Consider the following 12,318-nt stretch of genomic DNA (forward strand, 5'->3'; position numbering starts at 1 on the left):
CAAGATTCCTATCTATTAATTTGAAACCTGCGTACCTGGTTTAGGTATATCAATATTTCCGGCCATTATCGTTCTAGGCTGGAGGAATGAGTCAAAACAGATTTTATAGAGTAAAAATACTGGCTAAACATGGTTTCACAATACAACAGGTGGTTTCACCCCTACGAGATAAATGAGCAGTACAAGAAACGCGTGGCCTACTTCTGTATGGAGTATGGCATTGACCAGGCACTGAAAGTATACTCCGGCGGCCTTGGCTTTCTGGCCGGCTCCCACATGCGCAGCGCCTACGAGCTGCGGCAGAACATGATCGGCATCGGCATGCTCTGGAAGTACGGCTACTACGACCAGGAGCGCAACGACGACCAGACCATGCGGCCCCACTTCCAGCAGAAGTTCTATTCTTTTCTGGAGGATTCAGGCATCACCGTTCGGGTGCTGGTAAACGAGCATCCGGTGCTGGTGAAGGCTATGGTGCTCAAACCTGAGATATTCGGCACCGTGCCCATGTACTTCCTCACCACCGACATACCGGACAACGACCACCTGGCCCGCACCATCACGCACCGCCTTTACGACCCCGAGCCGCAGGCCCGCATCGCCCAGAGCATCGTGTTGGGCGTGGGAGGCGCTAAAGTGGTAGAGGCCCTGGGTGGGGCTGAGATCTACCACATGAACGAGGGACACGCGCTGCCGCTGGCCTTTAAGCTGTTTGAAGATTACGGAAAGCTGGATGAGGTGCGCAAGCGCCTGGTGTTTACTACCCATACCCCCGAGAAGGCCGGCAACGAGCAGCACGATATTCATTTGCTGAACAGGATGAGCTTCTTCAACAGTGTCTCGCTGGAGGAGGTGCGGGAGCTTACAGCGATGCACGGGCAGATGTTCGACCATACGCTGGCGGCGCTCCGGCTGGCAAAAGTAGCCAACGGCGTGTCGCAGTTGCACGGCGAGGTAGCCCGCGACATGTGGTACGAAAATGAAGGCGTTTGCGAGATCAAAGCCATCACCAACGCACAGAACTTTAATTTCTGGGCCGATATGGAGCTGTGGCAGGCGCAGGAGCGCAATGATGACCAGGCCCTGAGCCAGCGCAAGGAGGAGCTGAAGCGGCAGCTGTTCAAGGAGGTGGCTAACCAGGCCGGCAAGCTTTTCCGCCCCGATGTGCTCACGATAGTATGGGCCCGTCGCTTTGCGGCCTATAAGCGTGCCGACCTCATCGTACGGGACATACAGCGCTTCGCAGACCTGGTGACAAATGAAGAGATGCCGGTGCAGGTGATCTGGGCCGGAAAGCCTTACCCGTTTGACTTTGGGGCGATCAACGTGTTTAACAAGCTCGTGAAGTTATCGCAGCAGCTGGACAATGTGGCCGTGCTGACAGGCTATGAGATTGAGCTGTCGCGGAAGCTGAAGCAGGGCTGCGATGTGTGGCTGAACACGCCGCGCCGCCCGCGCGAGGCCTCCGGCACCAGCGGTATGACGGCAAGTATGAACGGTGGCGTAAACGTGTCGATACAGGACGGTTGGCTGCCGGAGTACGCCCGCCACGGCGAAAATAGTTTCGTGCTGCCGATAGCCGATACCAGCCAGCCCAACGAGGCGCAGGACGACGAGGACCACGGTAACCTGATGAGGCTGCTGGAGAAGGAGATCGTGCCGGTATACTACCATAACCAGGAGCGCTGGCGCCACATCATGAAGCAAAGTATGCGCAACGTGGTGCCGCACTTCGAGTCGAACCGAATGGCGCACCAGTATTATGAGGAGCTGTTTAATAGTTGATGCTCGGCTTTTAGGTCTGAGCAAAGATAGAGTTGGAAGTATAAGCCTTTTGCTGGCAGCCTATGCTAGCAGAAGGCTTTTTTCTTTCCGGCACAATCATCAGGTTTGTGTCCTTCAAGCCATACCCCCGTTGGCGCGAGCTTGCAGCTCGTGTCCTTTTATACTTCAGTTATACTTTACCTTCGCTGTTTATACTTTCCTAGCCACCGCTTCCCGCAACTGGAGACAAGCTATACTTTCAAAACACCGCTGATCCTCTAGTTCCCACCAACCTATCGTTTCATTTCTACCTTTCTGCCCTCCCAGGCCGGGAGGCCTCGTCCTGGGGGTAGGGGCCCTCGATGAAGGGCATCGCGCTGTGTACATTTCCTTTGCTTGACCTGCGGTCTCCGCAATTTCGCTGAAGCGAAACCGGAAATCTACAAGGCGCTCAACCCAAGGACTGGGTTCAGTTCGATAGCCAAAGCCTTTCCTAATGCAACTGGAACCAAAGTTCCCCTTTGAAGGGGGTAGGGGGATGTTAATTGCCTTCAGAAACTCCCTCCCCTGTTTTTAGGAGAGGGAGGGGAGGGGTGAAAAGCTCCCCTCCTTAGACAAGGAGGGGTAGGGATGCTTGGACCCGGAGCTACAAATGTCTTCATCAAACCAAAAAAGCCGCCCATACTTTGGGCGGCTCTCCTGTTTATACTTAGTTAAGTGAGGAGTGCAGATGAAGCAAGTATACTTCATCCCAACAACTAACAACTAAAAACCAGCAACTACTTAACCGGAATGTGCTGCAGCGTCTCCAGCAGGAAGTCCCAGTACTTCTGTACCGAGCTGATCTGTACTTTCTCGTCGGGGGAGTGGGCGCCGCGGATGTTCGGTCCGAAGGAAATCATCTCCATACCCGGGTAGTTGGCGCCAATGATACCGCATTCCAATCCGGCATGGCAGGCGCTCACATCCGGCTCACTGTTAAACTTGCTGCGGTACAGGTCGCTCATCAACTTAATAATAGAGGCGTCCGGGGCTGGCGTCCAACCAGGGTAGGAGCCGCTTACCACAACCTCAGCCCCCGCCAGTTCCAGCGCCGATTGTACGGCTGCCGCCAGATCATCTTTTTCTGTATCCACCGCACTGCGGGTCAGGCACAGGATCTTGTAGGCGCCGTCTTTCAGCTCCACACGCGCTACGTTGTTCGATGTCTGCACTAGTCCCTCTATCTCCGGGCTCATGCGGTAGATGCCGTTCGGTGTGGCGTAGATGGCGCGCAGCAGGGTAGCGGCAAAATCTTTTGTGGCTACCTGTGCCGGGGCAGCTATACTTTCCAGCTGCAGCTGCAGGTTCGGGTCCGTGGTTTTATACTCTTGCGCAAGTATGTTGCGTTGCTCTCCCACAAACTGCTCGAAAGCGGCCTTGTCAGCCTCTGCCACGGCTACCACAGATGCAGACTCGCGTGGGATGGCGTTGCGCAGGCCGCCGCCGTCTATACTTCCGATGCGCAGGTCAAACTGCCTGCCAGCATGGTGCAGCAGGCGGTTCATGAGTTTGTTGGCATTGGCACGGCCAAGTATAATGTCCATGCCGGAGTGGCCGCCGGTAAGGCCTTTTACCGTGAGCCTGTAGCCAGCCATTCCGGCTGGTATAGCCTCCTGCTCATACTTCCCATTAGCCGTTACATCCACGCTACCAGCACAGCCAATGGTCAGTTCTCGATCATCCTCAGTGTCCAGGTTCAGCAGGATGCTTGCCTCTAGTAAACCACCCTTCAGGCCCAGGGCACCTGTCATGCCGGTTTCCTCATCAATGGTAAACAAAGCCTCAATAGCCGGGTGGGGGATATCCTTAGAGGCAAGTATGGCCATGATGGTGGCCACACCGATGCCGTTGTCAGCGCCCAGCGTGGTGCCACGTGCCTTTACCCAATCTTCGTCCACGTACATCTCAATGCCCTGTGTGTCGAAGTCGAAGTCTGTGTCGTTGTTCTTTTGGTGTACCATGTCCAGGTGGCTTTGCATGGCCACTGTCTGGCGGTTCTCCATGCCCGGGGTTGCCGGCTTTTTGATGATGACGTTGCCCACCTCGTCCTTAAAAGTCTCTAGCCCTAGCTTGTGGCCAAAATCAAGTATAAACTGTATCACGCGCTCCTCTTTCTTGGAGGGGCGTGGCACAGCGTTTAAGTCAGCAAAGTTTTCCCAGAGCGCCTTTGGCTCCAGGCTACGTACTTCAGAGCTCATAGTTTATATAGTTTTAAATTCCATTTTTGATGCAGCAGTTGCCGCAGGCTTAAAGTTACGGGTTTCAGCCGGAAAAACAGGGAAGCGAAGAAAGGCTTTGTCAGGATTTGAGCTCTAAGCGGGCCGGGCCGCCCACCGGGTAGCCCACGCAGGTCAGCACCAGCCCCTGGTGCAGGTCGCGCTCCGTCAGCACCTCGTTGTACGACATCCAAACGTTGCCTGTGGTGCAGCGGGCGGTGCAATTGCCGCACTTGCCGGCCTCGCAGCTGTAGGGCAGGCGCAGGCCTGCCTTGCGTGCAGCCCGCAGTATAGTATCCGGGTATTCCACCGTCAGCTTATACTCCTGTTCTTTAAAATGAAGTATAACCTCATGCGGATCGGTGTCAGGAGGCATCTGTTTTACGGCTACTTTGGTGGTGTCGAAGTTTTCGCGGCGGATGTTTTCATGTGGTACCCCCTGCTGTGTAAGTGCCCAAAAGCACATGCGCATATAGCCGAGCGGCCCGCATATGTAGAACAGCACCTGGTGCAGCGGTGCCACCGCATACTGCCGCACAAACTGCTGCAGCAGGTCTTTGTACAGCCTGGCCTGCGCCAGGTCGGGGGAGTTGCTGAACAGATACTGCAGCCTGAAGCGATCCGGAAATGCCTCTGCCAACTGCTCCAGCTCTTTTTTGTAGATAGCCTTCTGCGGGTTGCTGTTGCTGTAGATGAGCGTTACGGCCATATCCGGGTGAGAATAAAGTATGGTTTTGAGCAACGAGAGCTCCGGAGTGATGCCGCTCCCGGCTGCCAGCAGAAATACCTGCCGGTAGTCCTGCATGTTCTCCGGAAGTATAAACAGGCCGGCTGCCCCGGCGGCGTGGAGTTTATCACCCACCTGTACGTCATCCACCAGCCTTCTGGAGAAAAACCCGTTCTCTATGCGCTTCACGCCGATACTGAGCGGCTCATCAAGGGCAGGGGAGGAGGTGAAGGAGTACGAGCGCCGAATGTCCTGATCCTTATCCGTATGTACTAGCGTGAGGTATTGCCCGGCTTTGTACGGCAGGGGTTGGTCTGGCTCCAGTGTAAAGGTTTTAAAGTCCGGCAGTTCCTCCCGGATGCCGGTTACGGTCAGGGTATAGTGGTCGGTGGGTAAAGTATGGTTAGCCTTCATGCGGTTGCTTACGCTAAAGTATGGATGTTCGGTGCAGTAGTATAAGGTAGTGTCTTTCTTTATGAACAGGGTGTGGAGGTGTCTGGTTATTTTAGGGGTGCTTAATTAGCCTTTTATACTTTGGGTATACTTTTATATTTGTCTGGTGCAAGCGTCCGCTTGTGCCTTCTTATAGCCGCTGCTAACCCTAACCTGAAGCAAGCTATACTTGCTAGCTGCCGTTCAACCACGGCTTTACAACCTACTCGCTTCATTTCTGGCTGTGGCTCCCTCATGGCCGGGAGGCCTTATCCTGGGGGTAGGGGCCCTCGATAAGGGCATCCCGCGGTGTACATTTCCTTTGCTGCCGCAATTTCGCTGAAGCGAAACCGTAAATCTACAAGGCGCTCAACCCAAGGACTGGGTGTCAGTTCGATAGCCGCTGCCCTTACTGTCATCTCGACCTTTGGGAGAGATCTTTCTAGAATTCCGGATAGATCTCTCGCCCTGCTCGAGATGACAGGGAAGGGAGTAAATGCAATTCCCCTCCTCGGAGGGGCTGGGGGTGGGTTTATACTTTGTAGGGACAGGTCGCGACCTGTTCGCGCAATACAAGCTGCCATGAAACTTATACTTTAGCTACAGTAACTCCAGGCTCCCCTCCTGGGGTAGGGGCCCTCGAAAAAAAACAAGGAGAGGGAGCTCTGTTGAAGCTCCGTTAGCAGCAGCTATCGAATCTGTTTCCAGTCTTTGGGTTGAGCGCCTTGTGAGATTCCGGTGCCGCCTTGGCGGCATTGCGACCGAAGGGTAGCAAAGGAAGGGAACACAGCGCGATGCCCGAAGACGAGCCCTCCCGGGCTTGAGAGCACCAAAGCCAGAAATACAACTGTAGGTTTGTAAGTCTGGAGGTTGAACAGGAGCTAATAAGGATAGCTTGGTTCCAGGTGCAGGAAGCAGGGGCTATGCAAGTATAGCCGAATTATAAGTATAAGTATAAGTATAAGTATAAGTATAAGTATAAGCCCAGCGCACACGGATTAAGAAGCTTAAAGGAATTGGGGAGAAAACGAGAAAGGCCTGCAGCAAACGCCGCAGGCCTTTCTCAGACTTACACAAAATAGGTATTAGTTACCCCCAGTTCGGTTCAACTCATCCAGGTTCACGTTGCGCTTCTTAGACTCGAACTCGGAGCCTTTGCTGAAGCGGTAGCGCAGGTTAACCCGGAAAGAGCGATTGCCCCAGTATTGCTCAATGGCGTTCACGTTGCCGTTCAGCTTGGTGTCTACTTTCATCACGCGGCTTTTAAAGATGTCGGTCACGTTCATGCTCAGGGTCAGGCGGTCGTCCAGGAAGCTGCGCTTCAGGCCGGCATCCACCCACCACTGCGGCTCTACCCTGTAAAGGCCATATACCGCTGCTCCCTGATAGCTGCCGCCCAGCTCCAGGCGGATGTCTTTAGGCAGCAGGATGTTATTGGTGGTTTGGGCAATGGCTGTTACCTGATCGTTGACCACCATTTTGCCGTTGTTGAAGTTTGTGAACTCCTGGTACATTACGATCACGTTGTTGCTGATATCCCAGTTGTTGGAGATTTTGATCGGGGCCACCAGCGTAGCCCGGGCACTCTTCATGTCGCGCACGTTCTGCTGCTGGAAAACCGTGGTGTTGTCCTCGGGGTTCTGGTTCGGAATCTCGGCTATAAAATTCTTGGTCACGGCATAGCCCAGGATCAGGTTGTAGGTCTGCTTTAGGGTGTGCGTCATCTCGAAGGAGTTGGTATACTGCGGCTTTAGCTGCGGGTTGCCCTGCGCCCATGTATAAGGGTCCAGGTAGAAGATGAAGGGGTTGAGCGCCTGGTAATTAGGCCTGTTAATGCGGCGGCTATACTTGTAGCCGATCTGGTAGTTATCGCTCAGCTTCTGCTGCAGAAATACGCTCGGGAACAGGTCCAGGTAATCGCGGTCAATCTTTCCTTCCGCCTTGTCCAAAGATTCGCCTTTGGCAAAAGTCTGCTCCGCCCGCAGGCCCGCCTGCAGGGTCCATTTCACGCCCAGCGTAGCGTTTAGGTTCGCATAGGCTGCCAGTATGTTTTCCTTATACACGAAGTGGTTGCTGCGTTGTGGGTCGAGTGTTCTTCTGCCGTCGGTGGTTTCGAAAAAACGTAGCTCGTTATCCGATACCACATGGCTGGCCTTGGCGCCCAGTTCCAGCTTCGTCTGCTTGTTCAGCTGTTTAGTAAAGTCGGCTTTAGCCGAGTAAATGTCGTAGCCGGTCGGGTTTTCGCTGAGCAACAATTCCTCTTCTGTCGGCGCGTTGCTGTTCAGGAACTCCTTTCGGTTGATGAACTTAAAGTCATCGTCGCTGGTGATGTGCACGTAGTCCAGGTCGGCCGAGAGGGTTGTGCCCGTAGTATCCAGCTTGCCTAGGTAGTGGAAGTTAAAAGTGCCGTTTCTATACTCGCCTTCTGACTTGTTGGTAGCATCGATAAAAAGTTTTTCGCCGGTGTTCACATCGTTCAGGTAAGAAGCGGTCAGGAACCTATTGTCGCTGCTGCTGCCGATGATGTTGGCCATCACCCCGATGCTGTGCCTGTCGTTAATGTCATAGTCGGTACCGATGCGCAGCGAAGGCTCAAAGCGCTCGCTCTCCTCGCGCCCGGTCTGGTCGAAATTGCTGGTGCTGCCGTCCTTGTTGAGGAAGATGCGGCGCATTTCCATATCGCGGTAACGCTGGCGGTTGGCCAGGTCCAGGCTTCCGAAGGAGTTCCACTTGCCGCTTTTGTGGCTCAGCTCCGCGCCGGAAGTATAAGTACTCAGGTTGTTGTACTGGTAGCCGGCGTACACGCTGCCACTCATGCCCATCCCCACAGCCTTTTTCAGGTTGATGTTGATGACGCCGGAGGCTCCTTCTGCCTCATACTTTGCCGAAGGGTTGGTGATGATCTCCAGGTCTTTCACGTTCTCGGCGGTCATGCCCTGCAGCAGCGTCTGCAGTTCTTTGCCAGACAGGTAGCTGCGCTTGCCGTTGATCATGATCTGCACGCCGGCTTTGCCGTTGAGCTGGATGTTGCCGTCCTGGTCAATCCACACGCCCGGCGACTTGGAGAGCACCTCGTAGGCCGTGCTGCCGCTGGCCAGGGCCGTGCCCTCCACACTTACTACCATCTTGTCAGGCTCTGTGGTCACCGTGGGACGCATGGCCTGCACCTGCACCTCCTTCAGGGTTTTCACATCCGGCTTTACCTGCAGCTTGCCGAAGTCCTTGGAGAAATTTGGCCCTGTCACCTCAAAGGCAGGGGTCTGTAGCTCCACATAGCCCAGGCCGCTCAGCTTCAGCAGGTAAGTGCCTTTGGCGGGTGTCATGATCTGGAAGTTTCCGTCCATGTCGGCAATGGCACCGGTAACCACCTTGGCGGACGCAGCCTCCAGCACGGCCACGTTCACGAAGCCCACCGGCTGCTCTTTGTCGTCGAGCACGGTGCCCGTCAGCATTCCTGCAGACTGTGCAAAAGCCTGGCTGCTACAGAGAAAGAAGAGGAAAGCGAGGTAAACGTAAAATCTTTTCATGGTTTTATTTTGTGTAGTGTTGATAAATGGATCGATGATGCAAACTTATACTATAGTACTTTGTATAGCAAGGTACTGTTGTGTTTTTCGAATGGCTTTTAGACGAACAGGGATTTTTTATCTTCTAACACCAGCCCAACCCAGGCAGGGAAGCTGATTTTAGGCTGGCAAACTCCTCGCGAGGGGCTTTGGGTAGAAAGATGTGGGAGCTGGTGGAAGGGTTGCCTGGTGGCGGAGAATATTTTTTGCTGAGGCACGGTGAGAATCAACAGGGGTAGTGAAGCGCGCGACCCATATACCAAAAAGAAAGGCAGAGCCCCTTCCGAGTGCTCTGCCTTTCCGCGTTGTTTATTCTTTATACTTAGTCGAGCACTTCCTCGGTGCTGCCGCATTTCAGCATTTTATCGCCAAAGTAAGGGTTGCGGATCTCCTCGTTAGAGCTCAGCCAATAGCCGCCCTTGTCGTTCAGGGCCATTGGGCAGTGCTGGTAGTACAGTTTCTGGTCGTTGGCGCCATAGGCCTTGGCCAGAGCATAAACAGACTCTGAAAGCAACTCCAGGTTCTCGCGCTGTGCGTCGATGTTGGCTGCACCGGCAATGCTGGTGGCGCTGCTGATGATATTCCCGGTTTTTTCCTCCGCATACGCCTTGGACTCCGCTTCTAGGATGGCGGCAACAGGCATGGCCTTGGCAACCTGCAGCACCTCGTTGGCCGTGGCCTTGGCAGCTTTGGCGTCAGAGGCAACCAGGGCATCCTTCAGCTTCAGGTACTCATCCACCAGCTGCGAGACCTGCGTTTTTACTGGCTCAGCCACAGAAGAGTAGTCCGGTGTCTCCACCACGGTCTGGTTAGCGGCGGTGGCGTTGGTCATGTCGCCGTGCTCCGCTTCGTCATGGCCGTGGCCCTGATGCTCCGTTGTAGCTTCTGTGTTTGCTGTGTTGCTCTCCGAGCACGAGGTAAAGGTAAAAGCGGCTAAAACAGCAGCTGCAAAAAGTGTCTTTCTCATGGTTGATTCTTTGGTTGTACGAAAGTATAAAGTTAAGTAATCATTCCTTACAAGATAGCCTGACATGACTAAACCTTGCCACACGCAAGGCCGGCCCGTCTACTGCGCATACTTACGGAAGCTTTCCTCAGAGGCAAAGTACAGCACCTCCCCATTCGCTCCGCCGGGTTTCAAAGCGATAAATGCCTGCGACTTATCTACCTCCTGGCCAGTGACAGGGTCTTTGGCGTACCGCACTTCCCGCTGGTTCTTAATGGTGTTCACGCACATTTCGCAGCAGCCATAGTACATCTTGTCCTCGAAGGCCACCGGAAACTGCTCTTTGCCCATAAAGGCATTGTTCACCATACACACCAGGTCTTTCGGTAAGCCTTCCTCGGTCATCAGGTCAGCCGGGGATGCCTGTTGCTGTGGTTGCATGCTGGCCATATGTGCCTCATGGTTGGCTGGAGCCTCTGCGGCTGTGGTGGCCTGCGTTTCCGGTGCTTTCTCAGAAGAGCAGGAGGCCAGCACTACAGCTGCCAAAGCTGCGCTGTAAAATAAGTTCTTTCTCATGAATTCAGGTATAGTTAAGTCGTTATCTGTTCAAAAAGGACAAACCCCAGCGCCAGTACAAGGGCAAGGTACAGGAGCCACCTGAGCCAGGGCTTTTGGTTGGTTTTAGGGTTTTCGTCTCCGGTTCTGCAACAATCTTTCATGGCTTAATAGTTTAATGGGCATGGCTTTGCACCGGTGCAGGTTTGTCTGCTGCAGGCGCTCCTGTGCCCTGTCTGTATGTTTGCTCCGTCTCTCCGCAAGTCATCATGGCCTCGCCAAAGTATGGGTTACGGATTTCCTTCTGCTCGCTCAGCCAGTAGGCACCCTGGTCGTTAGAGGCCATCGGGCACTTCTGCTTGTACACGATTTCTTTGTTTGTGCCGAAGGTCTCCACCACTTCAATTAAGTGGTCGGAGAGCGGGGAGAACACCTCACGCTGCTTCTCAATAGCGGTGCTTTTCTGTATGGCCGAGGCGTTGGCCTGCAGCGCTGGCATCAGCTGCATCCATTTGGCGTGGGTACTGCCATCCAACAGGCCCATGTCCACTTTGTTCAATGCCTGGTTAAACTTGCCGGCCGCCTGGCGGGCGGCATCCGCATCAGAGGCCACAAGGGCATTCTTTAACGTATAGTAGGTGTCCACCAGCGCCGTCACCTGCTGCTGAAACGCCTCCGGCACCTCCATCTGCTTGTTGGCTGGTGCCGACATCATACTATAGTTGCCACTTAGTTGTGCTGCCCCGTCCACGGCAAACACGCCGTTGGTGACCACCTGCTCACCCTCACTCAGGCCCGCTTCCACCAGGTACATCTCACCCAGGCGCGGACCCAGCGTTACCTCACGCATCTCAAAGGCAGGCGCCTCGCGGTCGTTCACCTTCACGTAAACCACAGAGCGTTTGCCTGTCCAGAGCACGGCGGTTCTTGGCACAGCCAGCGCGTTTTCTTTGGCCGTTGTTTTCGAGGATGTTTTAATACGGGCATTGGCAAACATACCCGGCTTCAGCTGGTTGCCGGGGTTGGTTACTTCGGCGCGTACCTGCACCGCACGGGTGGCGGCGTCCAGCACCGGCGTTACAAACTGTACCTTGGCCGTGAACTCCTTGCCTGGAATGCCCGGTACCGTAAAGTTTACGGTGGCTCCTTCCTTTACCCACGAAAGATCGCTCTCGTAGGCATCCAGCACCACCCACACCGACGACAGGTTGGCCACCTCGAACAACACGGAGCCAGTGCTCACATAATCGCCCACGGCTACCAGGCGCTCGGTTACCACGCCAGCGGCATCCGAATAAATATCGAAGCTGGTCAGCAGCTCATTGGCCTTTTCGATGCGTTGGATCTGGCTATTGGAGATGTTCCACAGCCTTAGCTTGGTTTTGGCTGCCTCGTACAGCTCCGGCATTATGTCTTTGGATTTAGCCGCCTCCTGCAGCTCGCGCTGCGCCGTTAGCAGTTCGGGCGAGTAGACGGAGGCAAGGCGCTCGCCTTTACGTACTTCCTGGCCCGTAAAATTCACGTACAGCTTTTCGATGCGGCCCGGGAACTTGGCAGTGATGGAAGACACCTGCTGCTCGTTTAGCTGCACGGTGCCTGAGAGCAGCAACTCGTTTTCCGGGTTAACCGACTGCACCGGTGAGGTCTGAATGTTGGAAAGCGCGACAGCCTCTGGTGTCATCTCCAGCACATAAGGGCTTGGCTCCCCTGAGCCACCGGCGGTAGCGACCGGGATAAGGTCCATGCCGCAGATAGGGCATTTGCCCGGCTCGTTCTGGCGGATCTGTGGGTGCATGGAGCAAGTATACTCTGTTACACCCGCTGTCTCTCCTGCATGGTCGTGCGCCTCATCGGAAGATCGTCCTCCAAAGATCAGCCAGCCCAACAGCAGGCCTCCTAAGGCTATCAGCAGGTATGTTGCGATTTGCTTATTTCTTGGTTTCATCTGTTTATCTGATAGATAAAATTTTCTATTCTAAATATGGTGCTGCCTTGAGCGCTGTATACTATTCCTAGGCTTCTGGCCCGGTTGAGTCAGAGACTCAGCATTCCCCAGGTCACGCATGAGAA

7 protein-coding genes are annotated in these 12,318 nt (G+C 54.5%); 1 reads left to right on the forward strand and 6 read right to left on the reverse strand.

What is annotated here, in order from left to right; all coding sequences use genetic code 11:
* The first annotated feature begins 129 nt into the window (after positions 1-129).
* Positions 130-1,785 carry an alpha-glucan family phosphorylase gene (gene glgP, locus OH144_RS03225; RefSeq protein WP_266204854.1) on the forward strand — a complete coding sequence of 552 codons (1,656 nt, stop codon included), beginning with the start codon at positions 130-132 and terminating at the stop codon, positions 1,783-1,785.
* 758 nt (positions 1,786-2,543) lie between these two features.
* On the opposite strand, the gene OH144_RS03230 is transcribed toward glgP, so the two are convergent.
* The 6 genes from OH144_RS03230 to OH144_RS03255 all read right to left on the reverse strand — a co-directional run bounded on the left by OH144_RS03230 (position 2,544) and on the right by OH144_RS03255 (position 12,193).
* Positions 2,544-4,004: an aminoacyl-histidine dipeptidase gene (locus OH144_RS03230; protein ID WP_266204855.1), complete on the reverse strand. Its 1,461-nt coding sequence runs from the start codon at positions 4,002-4,004 to the stop codon at positions 2,544-2,546.
* A 100-nt stretch (positions 4,005-4,104) separates the two neighbouring features.
* Positions 4,105-5,163: a ferredoxin--NADP reductase gene (locus OH144_RS03235; protein WP_266204856.1), complete on the reverse strand. Its 1,059-nt coding sequence runs from the start codon at positions 5,161-5,163 to the stop codon at positions 4,105-4,107.
* 1,103 nt (positions 5,164-6,266) lie between these two features.
* Positions 6,267-8,708: a TonB-dependent receptor domain-containing protein gene (locus OH144_RS03240; protein ID WP_266204857.1), complete on the reverse strand. Its 2,442-nt coding sequence runs from the start codon at positions 8,706-8,708 to the stop codon at positions 6,267-6,269.
* A 361-nt stretch (positions 8,709-9,069) separates the two neighbouring features.
* Positions 9,070-9,714: a DUF3347 domain-containing protein gene (locus tag OH144_RS03245; RefSeq protein WP_266204858.1), complete on the reverse strand. Its 645-nt coding sequence runs from the start codon at positions 9,712-9,714 to the stop codon at positions 9,070-9,072.
* A gap of 99 nt (positions 9,715-9,813) precedes the next feature.
* Positions 9,814-10,269, reverse strand: coding sequence for a hypothetical protein (locus OH144_RS03250; protein ID WP_266204859.1), 456 nt, complete (start codon positions 10,267-10,269; stop codon positions 9,814-9,816).
* A gap of 154 nt (positions 10,270-10,423) precedes the next feature.
* Positions 10,424-12,193: an efflux RND transporter periplasmic adaptor subunit gene (locus OH144_RS03255; RefSeq protein ID WP_266204860.1), complete on the reverse strand. Its 1,770-nt coding sequence runs from the start codon at positions 12,191-12,193 to the stop codon at positions 10,424-10,426.
* Between the last annotated feature and the right edge of the window lie 125 nt (positions 12,194-12,318).

Origin of the sequence: Pontibacter kalidii, from assembly GCF_026278245.1 — a bacterium.
Taxonomy (GTDB): Bacteria; Bacteroidota; Bacteroidia; order Cytophagales; family Hymenobacteraceae; genus Pontibacter; species Pontibacter kalidii.

What these genes read in the sequence shown, in the direction of transcription:
- glgP (WP_266204854.1), top strand. Translation starts at nt 130, where the DNA reads ATGGTTTCACAATACAACAGGTGGTTTCACCCCTACGAGATAAATGAG.
- OH144_RS03250 (WP_266204859.1), bottom strand. Translation starts at nt 10,269, where the DNA reads ATGAGAAAGAACTTATTTTACAGCGCAGCTTTGGCAGCTGTAGTGCTG.
- OH144_RS03235 (WP_266204856.1), bottom strand. Translation starts at nt 5,163, where the DNA reads ATGAAGGCTAACCATACTTTACCCACCGACCACTATACCCTGACCGTA.
- OH144_RS03240 (WP_266204857.1), bottom strand. Translation starts at nt 8,708, where the DNA reads ATGAAAAGATTTTACGTTTACCTCGCTTTCCTCTTCTTTCTCTGTAGC.
- OH144_RS03230 (WP_266204855.1), bottom strand. Translation starts at nt 4,004, where the DNA reads ATGAGCTCTGAAGTACGTAGCCTGGAGCCAAAGGCGCTCTGGGAAAAC.
- OH144_RS03255 (WP_266204860.1), bottom strand. Translation starts at nt 12,193, where the DNA reads ATGAAACCAAGAAATAAGCAAATCGCAACATACCTGCTGATAGCCTTA.
- OH144_RS03245 (WP_266204858.1), bottom strand. Translation starts at nt 9,714, where the DNA reads ATGAGAAAGACACTTTTTGCAGCTGCTGTTTTAGCCGCTTTTACCTTT.